This window comes from Plantibacter sp. H53, assembly GCF_001650455.1.
In the GTDB taxonomy this organism is placed as follows: Bacteria; Actinomycetota; Actinomycetes; order Actinomycetales; family Microbacteriaceae; genus Plantibacter; species Plantibacter flavus_A.
Genome location: NZ_LWCT01000046.1, coordinates 195,952 through 214,877, shown reverse-complemented (window position 1 = coordinate 214,877; position 18,926 = coordinate 195,952). Strand labels below are relative to the sequence as shown.

Sequence of the window (18,926 nt, the reverse complement as noted above, 5' to 3'; positions counted from 1 at the left end):
CCCCGACCGAGGCGGCCCCCGTCGTCGACCCCGCGGCCAGCATCCTCGTCCTGAACGGCACACCCACTGCCGGCCTCGCCGCATCGGCGGCGGCGGCGATCACGGCCGCCGGCTTCACGCAGCAGATCCCGACGAGCGACGCCAGCACCGAGGACGTCACGGCGAGCGGCGTCTACTACCAGGATCCGTCGCAGGAGGGCGTCGCCCGCGCCATCGCGAACGCACTCGGCGGTATTCCGATCCAGATCACGGACACGTACGCGATCCCCGTCGAGGAGGGCGAGGCGCCGGTCCTCCGCATCGTCGTCGTGGTCGGCGCGGACTACCAGCCGGCAGCCTGAGCGCGGCTGGAGCAGGTCGATCGGTCAGGTCGCCGGCTCGCCGTGTTTCCGGAGTGTTTCCTCCATGTTGAGTTGTCGTATCACTCCGCCCCGTTTGCCGATTTCGGGGTGAATCCGCGCGGTGCCCCGGATTAGTATCTGGAATTGGCCGCTCATCCCGTCCCGTCTCGACTCGCCCCCGGGTCCGCTTCGGCGCAGGGTGGCCGCCGGGATCCCGATCCCGGATGGCAGGTCCGGGTCCGGCAACAGTCGGGCGCCGAGAGCACGCAGCAATGGGAGTATGAAATGGCGAACGGAACCGTCAAGTGGTTCAACGCTGAGAAGGGCTTCGGCTTCATCACGGTCGACGGCGGCGGACAGGATGTCTTCGTCCACTACTCGGCGATCGACATGAGCGGCTACAAGTCCCTGGAAGAGGGCCAGGCGGTCGTCTTCGAGGTCGGCACGGGAGCAAAGGGGCCCCAGGCCGAAGGTGTGCGCCTGGCGTAGCCGCTGATCAGGCACGCGATTCCTGCGACGCCGTCCACTCCGGTGGGCGGCGTCGTTCGTCGTTCCGGGGCGGATCCCGGGAGTTCGCTCAGGGCTCCGGTGCTCACTTGCACTCCCACCCCCTGAGTGCCAGAATCGACTTAGCACTCGTACTCATTGAGTGCTAACAACGTTCATGACGTCCGGGAGGGACGAAAAACACACATGGCTAAGATCATTGCTTTCGACGAGGAGGCCCGTCGCGGCCTCGAGCGTGGACTGAACATTCTTGCTGACACGGTCAAGGTCACCCTTGGGCCGCGCGGTCGCAACGTTGTCCTCGAGAAGAAGTGGGGCGCCCCCACGATCACCAACGACGGCGTGTCCATCGCCAAGGAGATCGAACTCGACGACCCGTACGAGAAGATCGGCGCGGAGCTCGTCAAGGAGGTCGCCAAGAAGACCGACGACGTCGCCGGCGACGGCACCACCACGGCGACCGTGCTGGCACAGGCGCTCGTTCGCGAGGGCCTCCGCAACGTCGCCGCAGGCGCCGACCCCATCAGCCTCAAGCGCGGCATCGAGAAGGCCGTCGAGGCCGTCACGGTCGAGCTCATCGCCAACGCCAAGGAGGTGGAGACCAAGGAGGAGATCGCTGCGACCGCTTCCATCTCCGCTGGCGACACCACCATCGGCGAGATCATCGCCGAGGCGATCGACAAGGTCGGCAAGGAGGGCGTCGTCACCGTCGAGGAGTCGAACACCTTCGGCACCGAGCTCGAGCTCACCGAGGGCATGCGCTTCGACAAGGGCTACCTGTCGCAGTACTTCGTGACCGACCCCGACCGCCAGGAAGCGGTGTTCGAGGACCCCTACATCCTCATCGCCAACCAGAAGATCTCCGCGATCAAGGACCTCCTGCCGATCGTCGACCAGGTCATCCAGTCGGGCAAGCAGCTCCTCATCATCGCTGAGGACGTCGACGGCGAAGCTCTCGCGACGCTCGTCGTCAACAAGATCCGTGGCATCTTCAAGTCCGTCGCCGTCAAGGCTCCGGGCTTCGGCGACCGCCGCAAGGCTCAGCTGCAGGACATCGCCATCCTCACCGGTGGCCAGGTCATCTCCGAGGAGGTCGGCCTCAAGCTCGAGACCGTCACCCTCGACCTGCTCGGCCGTGCCCGCAAGGTCGTCATCACCAAGGATGAGACCACCATCGTCGAGGGTGCCGGCGACGCCGACGCCATCGCCGGTCGTGTCTCGCAGATCCGCAAGGAGATCGACAACACCGACAGCGACTACGACCGCGAGAAGCTCCAGGAGCGTCTCGCCAAGCTCGCGGGCGGTGTGGCGGTCATCAAGGCCGGTGCAGCGACCGAGGTCGAGCTCAAGGAGCGCAAGCACCGCATCGAGGACGCCGTTCGCAACGCGAAGGCCGCCGTCGAAGAGGGCATCGTCGCCGGTGGTGGCGTCGCCCTGATCCAGGCCGGCAAGACCGCGTTCGAGAAGCTCGAGCTCGTCGGTGACGAGGCGACCGGTGCGAACATCGTCAAGGTCGCCATCGACGCTCCGCTCAAGCAGATCGCGCTCAACGCAGGCCTCGAGCCGGGCGTCGTCGCCGACAAGGTCCGCAACCTGCCCGTCGGACACGGCCTCAACGCCGCGACCGGTGAGTACGTCGACATGCTCGCTGCCGGCATCAACGACCCGGTGAAGGTCACGCGCTCCGCGCTGCTCAACGCAGCGTCGATCGCCGGCCTGTTCCTCACCACCGAGGCCGTCGTCGCCGACAAGCCGGAGAAGAACCCGGCTCCGGCCGGCGACCCGACCGGTGGCATGGACTTCTAAGTCCGACAGCAACACCTGCGCAGGGCGTCTCCTTTGGGAGGCGCCCTGCGTCGTGTCCGGCACGGCCGTGTCAGACACGACGATTCCGGAAGGCACAATCGTTGTGCCGTCGACACCCCAGAACAATGATCCGGTTGTGTCGTGTCTCTAGGCTGGAGCCATGACACGACTCGGGGGAGCCGCGGCCATCGCCGCCACCATCTTGCTGCTGACCGCTTGTGCGACCGGACCGACGGGGAACACGACGTCCGTGGCCTCGACTTCGCCGTCCGCATCACCGACGGCGACACCCGCGCCGTCCTGGCCGCAGGCCCTCATCGACACGAGCTGCGAGGAGCTCGTCCCGCAGGCGGTTGTGGACGCGACGTTCGGTGTCCCGCTGGCTGCCGGAGCGACCGATCCTGCCCGTGCACTGTTCGGAACGTTTTATCAGACGGCCTCCGAGTACGCCGGAGGCCTGTCCTGCGAATGGGGTGCCATCGACCCGGCCGCCCCGACCGAGGACCGGAACGGCTCCGACGGACCAGACAACTGGCTCGCCGTGGCCGTCGACATCGTTCCGCGCGCCGCCGGGGTGGCCGAGCGGATCGCATCCGACCTCAACGGGTCCGTGTCGACGGCGGATCCCACCGGAGCCTGCGACTTCGGGTTGTGCACCGCCGACATGCTGATCGGGGAATACTGGGTGAACGTCGTCGCGGTTTCCTACGCGGACTCCTACCTTCCTCCGACCGCCGCACAGCAGGCGCTCTTCGACCAAGTCGCGGCGGTCGTCGGCGGCCTCGGTGAGAGCGCAGAGCCGATGCTGCCTCCGGAGAGTGCCGCCTGGGCGAGTGAGTGCGCTCAGGTCGTGTCCACCGAGACGCTCGAATCCGCCCTCGATCTCACCTCACCGACCTGGGAGCCGAGCTTTAGCTATCGATCCAGCAACCTCGCGTATGGCGCCGTGCTCGTCGCAGGCGGGCAGACCTGCGGGTTCGGCGGCGCGGAGGCCGGCCGAACGGGATCGATCAACACCCTTCCCGGCGCTGGACCTGCATTCGCGGAGTCCTTGGCGCTCGCTCGAACCGCGCCCGAGGTGTCGATCGTCGAGATCGACGGGCTTCCAGTCGACAGTGCCTTCGTGCGCGTCGATCCGCTGGTCACCGATCGTGCGGAACTCGAGCTCAACCTGCGCGGGACCTGGGTCACGATCACGGTCGGTGGGGCATCGAGGTTGGGAGACGGGTCGCTCACCGCCACGGATCGCGTCATCGCGCTGGCGACGGCCATGGCGGCGGCCTGACGTCAATCGAGTCGTTCCGGCCGCCGCCGGAGCGTCACCCGCTGAACATACTGGCGTTCGCGCGCTCGATCTCGGCGTACTGGGTGCCCGCGACGGCGAGCGCCCGGCTGATCTCGCCGAGGTTCTCTTCGACCTGACGCTGGGTGCCTCTCCAGCGCTCGACGACACCGTGGAACGCGGCGGCTGCTGCGCCGGTCCATTGCCCGTCGAGTGCCGCCAGCTGCGTGTGCAGGCGGGCGACCTCGTTCTGGATCTGCTCGATCGTGACGCGTGCCGCCGTGGATGCGCGCTCGACCGCGTCGCTGTCGACCTGGAAAGTGGCCATCGGGAACTCCGTTCGTCCGGGCGATGCCTGTCATCGCCACTACCGATCGACGCGTGTGGCATTTCCTATGATCGAGCTATGAGACGCATCGGGGGAGCGGCGATCGCCGCCGTAGTGATTCTGGGGCTGAGCGCGTGCACGCCGGCCGAACCGAAGCCGACGGAGACGTCCACACCGGTGTCGTCCGCGACACCGACCACCGCCCCTGGGCCCACCACCCCGGTCAGCTCGTACGGACTCGGATGCAAGGACCTCGTCCCAGCCGACATCGTCAGCTCGGCACTCGCGCCCTCCGTCGTGCTCGAGGCCCCGTTCACGGATGACGTCAACGCGACACCGATCAATACGGCGCCCGTGGCGCTCGGAGGACTGCAGTGCAGCTGGGGGAACGGGGAGCCCCGCAGTCGGCTGCAGGGAGGCTCTCCGCTCGGGACCGAGCGCTGGGCGCAGGTGCTGGTGCTCCCTCAGGCGTCGGCCCGCTGGCAGCCGTTCTTCGAAGGTTGGACGTCGGGCGAGCCCGGCCCCTGGGAGAACTCCACGCCGCTCTCCTGCTTCACCGGTGACGGACGTGTGCTCGATGTGTGCAGTATGCAGTTCCTCGTCGGCGACAGCTGGGTGGAGGTCCTCATCGACGGCCCGGCCGACAATGTCGCCGAGTCCGACGAAGCGGCGCTGAACGCGGTCATGCCGTTCGTCGAATCGATCAGGACCGCATTGGAGCCGACGGCGAGTGCGCCACGTTTCGACTGGGGCGACACGACGGCCGGGCCAGCTGTCCTGCCGACCGAGTGCGAGGGCTTCGTGCCCGAGGCGACGATGAGTGACCTCCTCGGCCAGCAACTGGTGTACACGTCGGCGCCGAAGAAGGGCGGTTCGGCCAGTCGAGGGGCCGCCGACGATTTGGGCGTCCCGGACTGTATCTTCGGGCTCCCTGACAGCGATTCGGCTCGCGGATTGCTCACCGCCCTGCCCCGTGGACAGTGGGCCTATGAGCAGTTGGTCGAGACGCGGATGAAGGACGGTGCGGACATCAGCTTCCTGGCGCTCGACGGCTTGGGATCGCGCGACGCCTTCCTGCAGTGCCGGACGGAGATCTTCTCGTCGTGCAGCGTCCACCTCACGGTCGACGGTCATTGGCTGCGCATCGATGTCAGTAACGAGAGCTCGGCCGATCCGGTTTACGGGGTCTCCGAGCTCGGCGCACAAGCGACGGCTTATGCTCAGGCTGCCGCGGCCGGGGTCCTGAGCGGCCGTTGAGCCGCACCGTCGCCGGAGGTCGCGGGAGCCCGCCGACGCAGGTCCGTGAACCGCGTCGGCGGTCAGCCGCTCACCCGCTGAACATGCTGGCGTTCGCGCGCTCGATCTCGGCGTACTGGGTGCCCGCGACGGCGAGCGCCCGGCTGATCTCGCCGAGGTTCTCCTCGACCTGACGCTGGGTGCCCCTCCAGCGCTCGACGACACCGTGGAACGCGGCGGCTGCTGCGCCGGTCCATTGCCCGTCGAGTGCCGCCAGCTGCGTGTGCAGGCGGGCGACCTCGTTCTGGATCTGCTCGATCGTGACGCGTGCCGCCGTGGATGCGCGCTCGACCGCGTCGCTGTCGACCTGGAAAGTGGCCATCGGGAACTCCGTTCGTCCGGGCGATGCCTGTCATCGCCACTACCGAGACGATAGGTGCTCACCACCCGCGGGAACCGGCGAGGGAGGCCTCGGACGCACCGTCCGGGGCGAGCCGACGCCTGTGGAGGAGAGTTGAGGAGGCCCGGTGGCGGGTCAGGCCGGAGGGCCCGCGATGACGATGGGGCTCGTGGCCGCTGACGGTGCGAGCGGCAGGATGACGCGGAACGTCGCGCCGCCGCCGGGGGTCTCGGTCACGTCGACCGTGCCACCGTGCGCCGCGACGATGGAGGCGACGATGGCCAGTCCGAGGCCGCTGCCGCCCGTCTCGCGGGTCCGTGAACTGTCGGCACGCCAGAAGCGCTGGAAGATCTTCTCGCGGATCTGCGGCGGAATGCCCTCGCCGTGGTCGACGATGGCGATGCTGGCGGTCCCGGCGCGGGCGTCCGTGCCGACTGCGAGCTCGATCGGGCTGTCGGCGGGTGTGAATCGCAGGGCGTTTCCGATGAGGTTCGTGACGACCTGCCGGATCTTGTTCTCTTCGCCGAGGACGATCGGCGGCACGGCCAGGGTCAACGGTTCGGCATTGGGCTTCGTGTCGGGCGTGGTGGCGTCGCCGGACGGCTTCGGCCGACGCCGGAAGCGGTTGAACGTCGCTCCGAAGATCGGGCCGGTCGAGCTCGTCTGGACCGGTGCTTCGGCAGCGGCTGGGGACTCGCCTGGCGTCTCGGAGGCGTCGTCGTCGGCGGCTCGCGCCATGCGTTCGTCGCGGACGACCTGGACCGTGCGCCCAGGGGCCTGTGCGGTGGTGTCGAGAGCGGCGTCGCGTGCGATCGGGAGCAGGTCGACGGGGGCGACGTTCAGCGGTCGCGTCTCATCGAGGCGGGCGAGCTGGAGGAGGTCCTCGACGAGCGCACCCATGCGGATGGCCTCCTTCTCGATGCGCTCCATGGCTTGTGCCACGTCCTGCGGCGTTTGGAGGGCGCCCATCCGGTAGAGCTCGGCGTAGCCGCGGACGGAGACGAGCGGGGTGCGCAGCTCGTGGCTCGCATCGCCGACGAAGTTCCGCATCTGCTCGATGGTCTTCCCACGATCGGAGTACGCGCGGTCGATACGCGCGAGCATCGTGTTGAGCGATCGGCTGAGTCGCCCCACCTCGGTGTTCGGCGTCGAGCCCGCGAGTCGCTGGCTGAAGTCGCCGTCGGCGAACGCGGCGGCCGTCCGTTCCACCTGGCGGAGCGGTTCGAAGGTCCCGGTCACCAACCACCGGGTGAGGAGTGCTCCGACCACGATGATGAGCACGCCGAGGACGAAGAAGATCGTGAGGTAGGTCGCGATGGTGTTGTCGGTGCCCTGCATCGAGATGGCGACCCATGCCGCTCCCGTGCGGAACCCGTCGAGGGTGACCGGGACGGACACCGCGTGGTACACGATCGTGCCGCTCGCGTTGGTGGTCGTGTAGATCTGGGTCCCGCTCGCGGCGACGTCGTTCGCGCTGAGGTGCGCCGGGTGCTCGGGAGCGATGCTGTCGTCCCAGCCGGAGGAGGCCCGGAGTTCGCCGTTCGTGTCGTACACGGCGACGAACAGCGTCGAGGGGGCGTCGAGCTGGAGCTGACCGTCCTCGGAGATCTCACCGACGATCTTGCCCTTGGCGGCAGTGACCAGACTGTCGTTCGCCTGCTGGGTGAGGACCTCCTTGAGGAGCGGGGTCGTCCCCATGCCTGCGACGAGCAGACCGAAGGCGAGGACGAGCACCGTCACCCCGGTGATCTTCGTCCGGAGTGAGACGCTGCTCCACCAGGTGGACAGGGAATCGGCCATCGGGTGGGGGCTACGCCTTTCCGGCCTTGAGCATGTAGCCGAATCCGCGCTTGGTCTGGATGAGCGGCTCGCTGGAGAACTGGTCGAGCTTCCGGCGCAGGTAGGAGATGTAGCTCTCGACGATGCCGGCGTCGCCGTTGAAGTCGTACTCCCAGACGTGGTCGAGGATCTGGGCCTTCGACAGGACGCGGTTCGGGTTGAGCATGAGGTAGCGGAGGAGCTTGAACTCGGTCGGGCTGAGGTCGATGGGGGTGTCACCGACGAGGACCTCGTGGGTGTCCTGGTCCATCGTCAGCTCGCCGGTGCGGATCACCGCGTCCTCGTCGGCCTGCATCGTCCGGCGGAGGATGGCCTTGATGCGTGCCACGATCTCGTCGAGGCTGAACGGCTTGGTGACGTAGTCGTCGCCGCCGACCGTCAGGCCCGTGATCTTGTCCTCGGTGTCGTCCTTCGCGGTGAGGAAGAGGATGGGCGCCGTGTAACCGGCGCTGCGGAGGCGCTTGGTGACGCCGAAGCCGTTCATGTCCGGCAGCATCACGTCGAGGATGATGAGGTCTGGCTCCTCCTCGAGGACCGCCGAGATGGCGGCTGCACCGTTGCCCACGGCACGGACGGCGAAGCCGGCGAATCGCAGGCTCGTGGTGAGGAGGTCGCGGATGTTCGGTTCGTCGTCGACGATGAGGATGCGGGGTCCGGTCATGACACCATTATCTGCACGTTTCTTGAGACTTTTCTGAGAGCCGGATTCACGCGTTCTGGAGGGCGTGGGCGTCGAGGATCGTGTAGCTGTAGCCCTGCTCAGCGAGGAACCGCTGCCGGTTCTGCGCGAACTCCTGATCGACCGTGTCGCGCGACACCAGGGTGTAGAAGCTCGCGGTGAGACCCGTGGACTTCGGGCGCAGCAGGCGGCCGAGACGCTGCGCCTCCTCCTGCCGTGAACCGAACGACCCCGACACCTGGATGGCGACGGTCGCTTCGGGCAGGTCGACCGAGAAGTTCGCGACCTTGGAGACGACGAGCACCTGCTCGGTGCCGTCGCGGAAGGCCTGGTAGAGCCGTTCGCGCTCGTCGACCGGCGTCGCCCCCGTCAACTGCGGGGCTCCCAGCGTCTCGGCGAGCTCCTCGATCTGATCGAGGTACTGTCCGATGACGAGGATCTGCTCGCCGCGGTGCCGTTCGACGAGCTGCCGGACGACGTCGAGCTTCGCCGGGGCGGTCGCGGCGAGGCGGTACCGCTCGTCGTCGGCCGATGCGGCATAGGTGAGTCGGTCGGCCTGGGGCAGGTCGACGCGTACCTCGAAGCACGCGGCGGGGGAGATGAAGCCCTGCGCCTCGATCTCCTTCCACGGGGCATCGAACCGCTTCGGGCCGATGAGCGAGAAGACGTCGCCCTCGCGGCCGTCCTCGCGGATGAGCGTCGCCGTCAGGCCGAGGCGACGCCGCGCCTGCAGCTCGGCGGTGAGCTTGAAGACGGGAGCCGGGAGCAGGTGCACCTCGTCGTACACCACGAGGCCCCAGTCCATGGCGTCGAGCAGCGCGAGGTGCGCGTACTCACCCTTCCGCTTGGCCGTGAGGATCTGGTAGGTCGCGATCGTGACCGGTTTGACCTCCTTCACCTGCCCCGAGTACTCGCCGATCTCCTCGGCGGTGAGGGAGGTGCGCTTCAACAACTCGTCGCGCCACTGCCGCGCCGACACCGTGTTCGTGACGAGGATGAGGGTGTTGGTGGACGCCGTCGCCATCGCTCCGGCGCCGACCAGGGTCTTGCCCGCACCGCAGGGGAGCACCACGACGCCGGAACCGCCGGAGAAGAAGTTGTCGACCGCTTGCTGCTGATAGTCGCGGAGGTGCCAGCCGTCCTCGACCAGGTCGATCTGGTGCGGCGTGCCGGCCGTGTATCCGGCGAGGTCTTCGGCGGGCCAGCCCAGCTTCACGAGTTCCTGTTTGAGTGCGCCACGTGCCCACGGCTCGACGAGGAAGGTGTCCGGCGTCGGATGCCCGATGAGCAGTGGCGCGATCTTCTTGGCGCCGGCCACCTCGGTCAGGATCGGGAGGTCCGTCGAGCGGAGGACGAGCTCACCCTCCTCGGAGCGTTCGATCACGAGCCGTCCGTAGCGGTTGACGGTCTCGCGCATGTCGATCGTCACGGACGCGGGGATGGAGAACTTCGAGTACCGCTCCAGCGTCTCGATCATCTGGTCGGCATCGTGCCCGGCGGCCCGCGCGTTCCAGAGTCCGAGACGGGTGATCCGGTAGGTGTGGATGTGCTCCGGCGCACGCTCGAGCTCGGCGAACACCGAGAGATCGTGGCGGGCGTCCTCGGCGAGCGGGTGGGCGACCTCGAGCAGCACGGTGCGGTCGCTTTGGACGATCAGTGGTCCATCAGACATAACGGTCGAGTCTACCGGCGGATCCGGTGCGCAACCCCCTTGAGTGGGCGCTCAGCCGGCGATCCGGACCTCGGTGATCATCGCGAGCGGCAGGGTGCGTTCGACGTCGGCCGACCGGTCCAGACCGCGCAGACGACCACCGGCGAGACTCACCGGCTCGATCGTGAACGTGGATCGTCGCTCGCCGTGCTGCAGCTGCACGGTGACCGGCGTGTGGTCGCGGACGGCGATCTCCAGCTGCTTGGACAACCACGCGGAGCTGGTGTCCCCGCGGTCGTCGGCGCGGAGCCGCGCCACCAGGTCCGGTTCCGTCGAGGCGGCCGGAGCGGAGACCGCGGCGCGCATGACCGGCTGCCGGCGGATCCGGAGCGGGGCGCCGTCGTCGTCTTCCGCGACCACCGGATAGCGCGCGTCGTGGAGGGTCCAGTAGACCGTCGCCGCCTCGATCCGGCTGGTGAGCCGGTGCTCGTCGGTCGGCCGGAGACCGAGCGCCACGAGGCTCTGGTCGACCGAGATCGCCGCGATCAGACCGGCGTCGTCGGAGCGGATGTAGCTGCTGCGTCCGGGATCGGCCGAGGCGTCGGCTGACGCGCGGATCGTCCCGACGCGGACGAGGCCGAATCGGGATGCGGCCTCGGACACGAGGTACCGCAGGGGCTGGGGGACGCCGGTCAGGGAGATCGACTCGAGGTAGGCGAGCAGGTCCTCGGCCGTGTCCCCGTCGGCGAGGGCGCGGGTGACGCTCGAGGTCGTGATGCGGTATCTCGACGCCTGGGCGCGCCCCTCCGGCTCCGCGAGGGATCGGAGACGGACGTCGAGTTCCGCTGTCGGGGGACCCAGCGCGATGATCGTCAGGTCGTCCTGGAGGACGACCTGCGACACCTCGGCGGGGAGCATGGACGCGAGCGCCGAGGCCGCGTCGGCCGCGTGGTCGTCGACGAGGAGTCGTCCGAACCCGCTGGTCGCTCCGTCGACGGTGATCCCGAGCAGCTCGGCGACCGCGTCGACCGCCCGCGTCGGTGCCACGACGGCATCCTCCGCCAACGGGTACCACCAGCTGAGCTCCTCGACCAGGTCGACGGAACCGCGCCGGTACGCCGTCAGGACGTGGTCGCGGACCGTGGCCGGGATCGCGTCGCGCCAGGCCGTCGCGAGGCGGAGCCAGCGTTCCGCGGTGGCCGACGCCAGCCAGGCCTCGCCGACCTCGCTCAGGCGGATGGCGGAGCCGATCGCATCGGTGAGCCCGGCCGACGACGCCGCGGACAGGGCGAGCTCGATCTGGTCGGGCGTGCTCGCCGCCGCGGCCGCGAGCCGTTTGAGGTCGGGCATGGACGGGGCCCCACGGCCGAGCAGACGGGCGGGCTCGCGGTCGAGTTCGTGGAGGCTCTCGCCCACGATGCCGACGGCGCCGGCCGCACGCTCACTCGCGAGGGCGTCCGCGTCGGGCGAGGGCCGGGTCGCGTGGGACGTCGGCGCCTCAGCCGGAAGCTGGAGTTCGGCCCGGCCGGGCTTCCCGCTCGCCGCCCACTCCTCGAACACCGCGGCCACCGCGCTCACCGGCCTGATCGGACCGGCTCCGTCGTCCAGTACCAGGATGTCCTGCTGCAGCCGCTCCAGGGCGGCATCCACCTCCGACTCGTCGCGTCCGAGCCTGGTCGCGAGCGACTGGGGCTCCATCCCGTCCAGCGCGGCGGCGAGCACGGCGAGGGTGTCCCGGTCGAGCAGGGCCATCCGGCGGGCGACGCTCGCGTCGTCCAACAGGGCCTCGGCGAAGTCGAAGAAGTCCGCGATGCGGGCTGAGGAGGCCCTGCGGTCGGGCGTCAGCCTGCGGAGCGCGTCGTCCGGGAGCTCCCGGAGGCGGCGCGCGATCGCGAAGGCCTCGCCCATGGTCGTCAGCGCGGTGACTGACCGCGGGACTCGCGGGACCGTCGAACGGCACCCACGATGATGAGCGTGATCAGCATCAGGAAGGCGATCGGGAGTCCGACGAGCGGCAGGATCGTCACGACCGGCCAGGCGCCGACGGCGAAGTCGCCCTGCTCGAGGCCGGTGGCGGTGCCGACCATCACCGCGACGAACGCGGCGATCGACACGGCGACGATCGTCACGACCATGTAGGCCAGGATCCGTTCGGGCCGCGAGATGCTCGGCGTCTGCTCATCAGTCACGCTCCCAGGATAGAGGCACGCGGCTGCTGCACCGAATAGGCTGGGGGCCGAGGACCGATGGTCCTCTCGATCGCGCGTCCTGCGCGATCACCGCACGGCGCTGCATTTCTGCGCACGACACACAGCGAGGTTCCCATGCCCACCGGCAAGGTCAAGTTCTACGACGAGGAGAAGGGCTTCGGCTTCATCAGCTCCGATGACGGCCAGGAGGTCTTCCTGCACGCTTCCGCACTGCCCGCGGGCACGGCCGGCGTGAAGCCGGGGACGCGGCTCGAGTTCGGCATCGCCGACGGCAAGCGCGGCGCCCAGGCGCTGTCCGTGCGCGTCCTCGAGGCTCCGCCCAGCCTCGTCAAGCTGAAGCGCAAGCCGGCCGACGACATGGCGATCATCGTCGAGGACCTCGTGAAGCTCCTCGACGGCATCGGTGGCGACCTGCGCCGCGGCAAGTACCCGAACAGCAGCCACAGCAAGAAGATCGCTGCCGTACTGCGCAAGGTCGCGGACGAGCTGGATGCCTGACGCGGGCCAGGAGACACCGGCCGAGGATCGCGACGTCACGGCCGACACGGACGCCCGACCCCTGTCGGACGAGCACCGCTCGGACGACGGCACCGACGGCGAGCCGACCCCGGCACCCGTGCCGGACGAGACGCTGATCGCGGCCGTCGAGCTCGCGCGTGAAGCGCTGCAGGAGATCACGCCCGCGAGCACGGTGGGTGAGCCGGCCGGGCACGTCGTGGTCGACGATCACGTCGTCTCGTTGCTGTTCGCGAACACGATGGCCGGCTACCCGGGATGGTTCTGGACGGTGACGCTCTCGCGGACCGCCGACGACGCCGCGCCCAACGTGCTCGAGACGGAGCTGATGCCCGGTGACGGCGCGTTGCTGGCTCCGCAGTGGGTGCCGTGGTCGGAGCGCCTCGCGGACTACCGCGCCGCGCAGGAGGCCGCGGCCGCTGCCGCGGCTGACGACGCGCTCGACGACGCTGATGACACCGACGAGTTCGACGACGACGTCGCGCTGTCCGGGGATCCCCGCGACCGGGACCGCGACGGCATCGAGCTCGAGTACGACGAGGACGACGTCGATGCGGCGTCGGGCGACTCCGACGACGACGACGATGAATCGGACGACGACGACTCCGATGAGGACGACGAGGACGAGGAAGACGAATCCGACGAAGACGACGACCGGTTCGAGGACGAGTAGCACTCGCGCACCACGCGACAGACGAACGGGCGGCCGGACCTCGAGAGGGTTCGACCGCCCGTTCGGCGTTCAGCGGGGGAGGCGGATCAGAGCGCCCCGACGACGTGTTCGATGCTCGCGATGAGCTGACGGACGTCTGCGGGGTCGATCGCCGTGAAGGTCGCGACGCGCAGCTGGTTGCGACCGAGCTTGCGGTAGGGCTCGGTGTCGACGATGCCGTTCGCCCGCAGGGTCTTCGCGACCAGCGCCGCGTCGATGGCGTCGTCGAAGTCGATCGTGACGACGACCTGCGAGCGGTGGTCGGGGTCCGTCACGAACGGCGTCGTGTAGGAGGTGCGCTCGGCCCACTCGTACAGGGCGCCTGAGGATTCGGCCGTCCGTGCCGACGCCCAGGCGAGGCCGCCGTTGCCGTTGATCCACGAGATCTGTTCCTCGAGAAGCACGAGCGTCGACAAGGCAGGCGTGTTGAGCGTCTGCTCGAGTCGGGAGTTGTCGACTGCGTTCTTCAGGCTCAGGAACTCCGGGATGTAACGCCCGCTGGCGGCGATCCGTTCGATGCGCTCGATCGCTGCGGGGGAGCAGAGGGCGAACCACAGGCCGCCGTCGGATGCGAAGTTCTTCTGCGGTGCGAAGTAGTAGACGTCCGCCTGGCTCGCGTCGAAGTCCACACCACCGGCGGCACTCGTCGCGTCGATCACCGTGAGTGCACCGGCGTCGCCGGAGACGCGTCGCACCGGGGCCATGACACCGGTCGAGGTCTCGTTGTGCGGCCAGGCGTACACGTCGACGCCCTCGACCACCTCGGGATCGATGCGGGATCCACCCGGCACCTCGCGGACGTCCGGGGCGGTGAGCCACGGGGCGCCGGCCGCCTTGGCGAACTTGCCGCCGAACTCACCGAAGACGAGGTTCTGGCTGCGCTGCTCGATGAGGCCGAAGGCGGCGGCGTCCCAGAACGCGGTCGAGCCGCCGTTGCCGACGATGATCTCGTAGCCCTCGGGAGCGCGGAACAGCTCGGCCAGGCCGGCGCGGACACGGCCGACGAGCTGCTTGACGGGAGCCTGTCGGTGGGAGGTGCCGAGGAGGGACAGGCCGGCCGCCGAGAGCGCTGCGATCTGCTCGGGTCGGATCTTGGAGGGGCCGCAGCCGAATCGACCATCGGCGGGCAGAAGGGACGTGGGAATCGTGATCTCCGGCATACGGCGATTCTAGAGGCGGGGGCCTCATGGCGTCGTGCCACGCAGCCGGATGCGTCCACGCGGGGCGGAGTGGCTTGGCGCGGGAACGTCGCCGCTGCGCACTAGGCTTACCGGGAACGTGCAATCGGGCAGGGAGGGCGTCGATGACCGATTTGATTGACACCACAGAGATGTATCTCCGCACCATTCTGGAGCTCGAGGAGGAGAACATCATCCCGCTTCGTGCGCGGATCTCCGAGCGCCTCGGGCACTCCGGACCGACGGTCTCGCAGACGGTCGGTCGGATGGAGCGCGACGGACTCGTCGTCGTGTCGGGGGACCGGCACCTCGAGCTCACCGAACCGGGTCGTCGCAAGGCTGTCCACGTCATGCGGAAGCACCGCCTGGCGGAGCGCCTCCTGAGCGACGTCATCGGCCTGGAGTGGGAGTTCGTCCACGAGGAAGCCTGTCGCTGGGAACACGTCATGAGTGAGCAGGTCGAGCGCAAGCTCCTCGACATGCTCAACCACCCCACCGAGTCGCCGTACGGCACCCCGATCCCCGGACTCGACGAGTTCGGCGACAGCCCCGCCGTCGCCTTCTCGCAGGGCGTCATCAACATCGTGGGTCTCGTCGAAGGACGCTCCGAGCCGGTCACGGCGACGGTCCGACGTCTCGGCGAACCGGCGCAGGTCGACCCCGAGCTGCTCCTGCAGCTCAAGCAAGCCGGCGTCATGCCGGGTCGCGCGGGAACCTTCGCGGCAGCGGGCGGCTACGTGCTCGTCACCATCGACGGTGTCGAGGGCGGCCTCGAGCTGCCCAACGAGCTCGCGACGCACATCTTCGTGGAGACCCCTGCCGCGTGAGCATGAGACGCGTATGAGGATTCCCTCATGTGCCCGTTTTCCCGTGATCGAAACGTGACTTTCTGAGGGGTAACCCGTAGGCTGTCACTCGTCCTGAAGGCCATGATCTGGCTCAAGGAAGACGACCGAGGCACCCCCTAGCCCGTCCCTCGGCCACACGAACCGACATCAATCGTCGGATGGGGCTGCGCCATGCCGATCGCACGACCGCGATCGTCGTCGCTCATGCGGGGTGCCGGAGGAATCCACTTGACTGCAGCTGGCGAGAGCGGCCCCGACCAGGCCGAGACGACCCCGAACGTCCCCCTCACCCGGAAGCAGCTCCGACTCCAGGAGCAGGCCGCGAAGCAGGCGGAGGCGACCACCCCGTCCCAGACGGAAGCAGACGACGCGCTCGTCACCGAGGTCGCTCCGGACGCAACCGTCGACCACCCCGAGATCGTCCTCGACGATGCCGTGGTCGAGGAGGTCGACGCCGCCGTCACAACCGGTGAGGTCCGTGTCGACCAGCGGCCGCTGACGAAGCCCGCCGCACCGGAGCCGACGGCCCCGCAGTCCTTCACCGTGACGTCCGCCACCGACGCCTCGCTCGCGACCGTCGCTCCGCTCCGCACCGGTGCGGATCGCGTCGCCCGCAACAAGCCCCCGGTCAAGCCGTCCGCGTCGACGGTCGCCGTGCGCAAGCCGAAGCCGTCCGGAGCCCGACCCGGCTCCGTCCGCGGCGTCGCCACCATGGCCTTCCTCGTGCCGGCACTGGTCGCCACCGTCGCCCTCCCAGCCTATGCGGCGAGCAGCAGTGCGCAGACCGAGTACGGGACGTCCGCCTCGGAGCAGCTGAAGGCCTCCGGTGCCCAGAGCGTCGTCGCTTCCGACAAGGTGGCCGACGCACCGATCTCCCGCGACCTCTACAGCGCGACGACGCCGGACGAGCTCGCCGAGCGCCAGCGGCAGCTCGACGCCGCTGCAGCTGCCAGCAACGCCACCTACTCGATCACCGTGGGCGCACGTCAGGCCGGCGACGACTACCCCTGGTTCGACCAGGCGACCGACGACGAGGGCGGCGGGCTCTCGCCGCTGCGGTACTACTACCGCGAGTGCGTGGACTTCGTCGCCTGGCGACTCAACCGCGACGCGGGTACGCCGAGTGGGAACTGGGCCTTCACCTGGGGCAACGGCCTGCCGCCGAGCAGCGCCTACGGCTGGGCCGACTCGTGGCAGTACAACAAGGGGACCAACGCCATCGCCGGCTCCGTCGCCTGGTTCAACTACAACCACGTCGCCTATGTGCAGTCGGTCAACGCCGACGGGACGGTCACCCTGGAGGAGTACAACTGGGGATCCGCACGGCACAGCTACAACACGCGCACCATCGCGGCCAGCGCCGTGGCGCTCTACCTCTACCCGCCGGGCGTCGGCTGATCCGACCCGCTCGACCTGGATCGCGTCCCTCCGTCGGAGGGACGCGATTCGTCGCCGTACGCGGTGACCGTTCGCGACCGAGCGGTGTCCGTCGTCCGAAGCCGAGGTGGCGCGGAGGGGAATTCTCCTGCAACGTGCGGAAATCCGGTCGGTGTGGGTTAATCTGGTGCTCTGCAACTCGGAGAGGTTCAGGAGCTGATGCACGCTATACGTCGCCACGTGGTCGCGAATGGTCGCGGCCTCTACGTGCTGCGGCATTCCAGCCAAGCGTGCCGTGGCTCCGCCGTGGATCAAGAGGGTGCTGTCGTCATGACAGTGCCCTTTTTTGTTCCCCGGAAACGACTCGATCCGCCGCGTCAGGGACGCAGCAGGTGATGATCGTCGACCGGTCGCGGCAGCCGTCGTGGCCCTTCGGAAGGGAACGTGCATGCGCACACTGGTGTTGAACGCGGGCTATGAGCCGCTCGCGATCGTCTCGTTCAAGCGGGCCCTCGTGCTCGTGATGCATCACAAGGCGACCGTCGTCGAGATCGACTCCTCGCATCCCGTGGTGGCGACGAGTGGATCGTTCGATCGGCCGTCGGTCATCCTGCTCACCAGATACGTCCGGATCCCGAACGCCCGCCGGGTGCCCGTGACCCGCCGCGGCGTGCTGCGCCGCGACGGCCACCGCTGCGCCTACTGCGGGAAGGCGGCGACGACGATCGACCACGTGCAGCCGCGCTCGCGCGGGGGTGTGGACAGTTGGGAGAACCTCGTGGCCTGCTGCCTGCGCTGCAACAACGTGAAGGGCGATCGCACGCCGATGGAGATGAACTGGAGCCTCCGGGTCTCGCCGCGGACGCCGCACGGCTCGCAGTGGATGGTGCGGGGCGTCGAGCGCTCGGAGCCCGACTGGGAGCAGTACCTGGCGCCTGCCGCCTGAGCGACCGGCTACACTCGACGGGTCAGCCTCTGTAGCTCAATGGAAGAGCAGTTCCGTCCTAAGGAAAGGGTTGGGGGTTCGAGTCCCTCCAGGGGCACTGTCCGAGGTGCGGCCGTCCAGGCGAGCACGGCTTCGCATGTCGGGTAGGGCTGCGAGCACGCCGTAGGCTCGAAGCATGACGCACGACCTCCACCGCCAACTCGAACGCGACGCCATCACTCTTCGTCAGCTGCGGTCGGCCGTGGTCGTCGCGGATGCTCGGACGCTCGGCGCCGCGGCGAACCTGCTCGGGGTCGCACAGCCGAGCCTCGCGCAGCAGCTGCGGCGGCTCGAGGCAGCGCTCGGGGTCGAGCTGTTCAGCGTCCTGGGGGAGGAGTACCGCCCGACGCGCGAGGGGCAGCGCTTCCTGCTCAAGGTCCGCACCTTCATCGACGTGGTCGCCGACATGGACCCGGCGTCACCGGCGCGGCACATCCGGGTCGGCCGTCCGCCGACGACGTGGGACGCGGTCGTCTCCGAGGCCGGTCGCCGCATCGACGTCCCGGCGATCGCGGTCACGATCGAGCCGGTCGAGCAGCTGCACCTCGTCACCACCGGTCGTCTCGACGCCACCATCGTGCGCCTGCCGATCGAGCTGCCGGACGAGCTCGCCGCCGAGGAGATCGCCGCACTCCCGCTCGGGGTCGTCATGCGAGCGGCGCACCCGCTGTCGGCGAAGGACGTCATCGAGTGGTCCGATCTCGCCGACCAGGAGCTGCTTCGTCCCGAGCCCGGAAAGGACCCGGCGTACTCGGCCTGGCTGGCCGGCGCGCTCGCGGCGCGCGGCTGGTACCCGCGCTCCCTGACGATCGACGCGGGGAACGACACGCTGTTCCTCGACGCCCTGCGCTTCGGTGAGCGACTCGTCGCCCTCCGTCCGGTGGCCGCGATGCGGGAGGGCGACGGCCTGTGCTGGCGGCCGTTCGCCGACGCGCCTGAGCTCCGCGAGCGGTTCGCCCTGGTCACCCGACGCGAGTGAGTCCGCTCGGGGCCGGTTGGTGATGACACCCTCCACACGCCCTTTTGCGACC

Annotated in this window: 19 protein-coding genes and 1 tRNA gene; 12 read left to right on the top strand and 8 right to left on the bottom strand. The window is 68.9% G+C overall.

Going from position 1 to position 18,926, the window contains the following annotated elements:
- From A4X17_RS15615 to A4X17_RS15600, 4 genes are all read left to right on the top strand, one after another.
- The coding region (locus A4X17_RS15615; protein WP_197479105.1) for a LytR C-terminal domain-containing protein at window positions 1-341 on the top strand (341 nt) is incomplete at its 5' end.
- A 285-nt stretch (window positions 342-626) separates the two neighbouring features.
- Window positions 627-830, top strand: coding sequence for a cold-shock protein (locus A4X17_RS15610; RefSeq protein ID WP_064296568.1), 204 nt, complete (start codon window positions 627-629; stop codon window positions 828-830).
- A gap of 204 nt (window positions 831-1,034) precedes the next feature.
- Window positions 1,035-2,654, top strand: a complete 1,620-nt coding sequence (gene groL, locus A4X17_RS15605) for a chaperonin GroEL (RefSeq protein ID WP_064296567.1) — start codon at window positions 1,035-1,037, stop codon at window positions 2,652-2,654.
- 160 nt (window positions 2,655-2,814) lie between these two features.
- A complete protein-coding gene (locus A4X17_RS15600) occupies window positions 2,815-3,939 on the top strand; it encodes a hypothetical protein (RefSeq protein ID WP_064296566.1) in 1,125 nt (374 codons plus the stop codon).
- 34 nt (window positions 3,940-3,973) lie between these two features.
- Here A4X17_RS15600 and A4X17_RS15595 read toward each other — a convergent pair whose 3' ends face one another.
- Window positions 3,974-4,264, bottom strand: coding sequence for a WXG100 family type VII secretion target (locus tag A4X17_RS15595; protein ID WP_064296564.1), 291 nt, complete (start codon window positions 4,262-4,264; stop codon window positions 3,974-3,976).
- Window positions 4,265-4,852: 588 nt separating this feature from the next.
- On the opposite strand from A4X17_RS15595, the gene A4X17_RS19345 reads away from it, so the two are divergent.
- Window positions 4,853-5,521: a hypothetical protein gene (locus A4X17_RS19345; protein WP_157583567.1), complete on the top strand. Its 669-nt coding sequence runs from the start codon at window positions 4,853-4,855 to the stop codon at window positions 5,519-5,521.
- Window positions 5,522-5,591: 70 nt separating this feature from the next.
- Here A4X17_RS19345 and A4X17_RS15585 read toward each other — a convergent pair whose 3' ends face one another.
- The 6 genes from A4X17_RS15585 to A4X17_RS15560 all read right to left on the bottom strand — a co-directional run bounded on the left by A4X17_RS15585 (window position 5,592) and on the right by A4X17_RS15560 (window position 12,258).
- Window positions 5,592-5,882: a WXG100 family type VII secretion target gene (locus A4X17_RS15585; RefSeq protein ID WP_064296564.1), complete on the bottom strand. Its 291-nt coding sequence runs from the start codon at window positions 5,880-5,882 to the stop codon at window positions 5,592-5,594.
- Between the two features lie 153 nt (window positions 5,883-6,035).
- Entirely contained in the window at window positions 6,036-7,700 is a 1,665-nt protein-coding gene (locus A4X17_RS15580; RefSeq protein ID WP_064296563.1) for a HAMP domain-containing sensor histidine kinase, read from the bottom strand.
- A gap of 10 nt (window positions 7,701-7,710) precedes the next feature.
- Window positions 7,711-8,400 (bottom strand): response regulator transcription factor, encoded by a 690-nt coding sequence (locus tag A4X17_RS15575; protein WP_056007716.1) that lies wholly within the window; start codon window positions 8,398-8,400, stop codon window positions 7,711-7,713.
- A 46-nt stretch (window positions 8,401-8,446) separates the two neighbouring features.
- Window positions 8,447-10,090 carry a DNA repair helicase XPB gene (locus A4X17_RS15570; RefSeq protein WP_064296562.1) on the bottom strand — a complete coding sequence of 548 codons (1,644 nt, stop codon included), beginning with the start codon at window positions 10,088-10,090 and terminating at the stop codon, window positions 8,447-8,449.
- Between the two features lie 51 nt (window positions 10,091-10,141).
- Window positions 10,142-11,977 (bottom strand): helicase-associated domain-containing protein, encoded by a 1,836-nt coding sequence (locus A4X17_RS15565; protein WP_064296561.1) that lies wholly within the window; start codon window positions 11,975-11,977, stop codon window positions 10,142-10,144.
- Between the two features lie 5 nt (window positions 11,978-11,982).
- Window positions 11,983-12,258, bottom strand: coding sequence for a hypothetical protein (locus tag A4X17_RS15560; RefSeq protein WP_064296560.1), 276 nt, complete (start codon window positions 12,256-12,258; stop codon window positions 11,983-11,985).
- A gap of 135 nt (window positions 12,259-12,393) precedes the next feature.
- Between A4X17_RS15560 and A4X17_RS15555 the strand changes: the two genes are divergently transcribed.
- Together A4X17_RS15555 and A4X17_RS15550 are read left to right on the top strand one after the other, a co-directional pair.
- Complete coding sequence (locus A4X17_RS15555; protein WP_064296559.1) at window positions 12,394-12,777, top strand: cold-shock protein; 384 nt, start codon at window positions 12,394-12,396, stop codon at window positions 12,775-12,777.
- On the top strand, window positions 12,770-13,468 hold the full coding sequence (locus tag A4X17_RS15550) for a DUF3027 domain-containing protein (protein WP_064296558.1): 699 nt from the start codon (window positions 12,770-12,772) through the stop codon (window positions 13,466-13,468). Before A4X17_RS15555 ends, A4X17_RS15550 begins: the two co-directional genes overlap by 8 nt.
- Before the next feature lie 86 nt (window positions 13,469-13,554).
- Here the strand turns inward: A4X17_RS15550 and serC are convergent, their stop codons facing one another.
- Complete coding sequence (gene serC, locus A4X17_RS15545) at window positions 13,555-14,667, bottom strand: phosphoserine transaminase (RefSeq protein ID WP_064296557.1); 1,113 nt, start codon at window positions 14,665-14,667, stop codon at window positions 13,555-13,557.
- Window positions 14,668-14,810: 143 nt separating this feature from the next.
- On the opposite strand from serC, the gene A4X17_RS15540 reads away from it, so the two are divergent.
- From A4X17_RS15540 to A4X17_RS15520, 5 genes are all read left to right on the top strand, one after another.
- Window positions 14,811-15,512 (top strand): metal-dependent transcriptional regulator, encoded by a 702-nt coding sequence (locus A4X17_RS15540; protein WP_064296556.1) that lies wholly within the window; start codon window positions 14,811-14,813, stop codon window positions 15,510-15,512.
- Window positions 15,513-15,761: 249 nt separating this feature from the next.
- Window positions 15,762-16,931, top strand: a complete 1,170-nt coding sequence (locus A4X17_RS15535; RefSeq protein ID WP_197479104.1) for a CHAP domain-containing protein — start codon at window positions 15,762-15,764, stop codon at window positions 16,929-16,931.
- A gap of 427 nt (window positions 16,932-17,358) precedes the next feature.
- Window positions 17,359-17,856: an HNH endonuclease gene (locus A4X17_RS15530; RefSeq protein ID WP_064296554.1), complete on the top strand. Its 498-nt coding sequence runs from the start codon at window positions 17,359-17,361 to the stop codon at window positions 17,854-17,856.
- A gap of 25 nt (window positions 17,857-17,881) precedes the next feature.
- Window positions 17,882-17,953 (top strand) — tRNA-Arg (locus tag A4X17_RS15525).
- A gap of 78 nt (window positions 17,954-18,031) precedes the next feature.
- A complete protein-coding gene (locus A4X17_RS15520; RefSeq protein ID WP_064296553.1) occupies window positions 18,032-18,874 on the top strand; it encodes a LysR family transcriptional regulator in 843 nt (280 codons plus the stop codon).
- Window positions 18,875-18,926 lie beyond the last annotated feature (52 nt).

What these genes read in the sequence shown, in the direction of transcription:
- A4X17_RS15610 (WP_064296568.1), top strand. Translation starts at nt 627, where the DNA reads ATGGCGAACGGAACCGTCAAGTGGTTCAACGCTGAGAAGGGCTTCGGC.
- groL (WP_064296567.1), top strand. Translation starts at nt 1,035, where the DNA reads ATGGCTAAGATCATTGCTTTCGACGAGGAGGCCCGTCGCGGCCTCGAG.
- A4X17_RS15600 (WP_064296566.1), top strand. Translation starts at nt 2,815, where the DNA reads ATGACACGACTCGGGGGAGCCGCGGCCATCGCCGCCACCATCTTGCTG.
- A4X17_RS15595 (WP_064296564.1), bottom strand. Translation starts at nt 4,264, where the DNA reads ATGGCCACTTTCCAGGTCGACAGCGACGCGGTCGAGCGCGCATCCACG.
- A4X17_RS19345 (WP_157583567.1), top strand. Translation starts at nt 4,853, where the DNA reads ATGCAGTTCCTCGTCGGCGACAGCTGGGTGGAGGTCCTCATCGACGGC.
- A4X17_RS15585 (WP_064296564.1), bottom strand. Translation starts at nt 5,882, where the DNA reads ATGGCCACTTTCCAGGTCGACAGCGACGCGGTCGAGCGCGCATCCACG.
- A4X17_RS15580 (WP_064296563.1), bottom strand. Translation starts at nt 7,700, where the DNA reads ATGGCCGATTCCCTGTCCACCTGGTGGAGCAGCGTCTCACTCCGGACG.
- A4X17_RS15575 (WP_056007716.1), bottom strand. Translation starts at nt 8,400, where the DNA reads ATGACCGGACCCCGCATCCTCATCGTCGACGACGAACCGAACATCCGC.
- A4X17_RS15570 (WP_064296562.1), bottom strand. Translation starts at nt 10,090, where the DNA reads ATGTCTGATGGACCACTGATCGTCCAAAGCGACCGCACCGTGCTGCTC.
- A4X17_RS15565 (WP_064296561.1), bottom strand. Translation starts at nt 11,977, where the DNA reads ATGGGCGAGGCCTTCGCGATCGCGCGCCGCCTCCGGGAGCTCCCGGAC.
- A4X17_RS15555 (WP_064296559.1), top strand. Translation starts at nt 12,394, where the DNA reads ATGCCCACCGGCAAGGTCAAGTTCTACGACGAGGAGAAGGGCTTCGGC.
- A4X17_RS15550 (WP_064296558.1), top strand. Translation starts at nt 12,770, where the DNA reads ATGCCTGACGCGGGCCAGGAGACACCGGCCGAGGATCGCGACGTCACG.
- serC (WP_064296557.1), bottom strand. Translation starts at nt 14,667, where the DNA reads ATGCCGGAGATCACGATTCCCACGTCCCTTCTGCCCGCCGATGGTCGA.
- A4X17_RS15540 (WP_064296556.1), top strand. Translation starts at nt 14,811, where the DNA reads ATGACCGATTTGATTGACACCACAGAGATGTATCTCCGCACCATTCTG.
- A4X17_RS15530 (WP_064296554.1), top strand. Translation starts at nt 17,359, where the DNA reads ATGCGCACACTGGTGTTGAACGCGGGCTATGAGCCGCTCGCGATCGTC.
- A4X17_RS15520 (WP_064296553.1), top strand. Translation starts at nt 18,032, where the DNA reads ATGACGCACGACCTCCACCGCCAACTCGAACGCGACGCCATCACTCTT.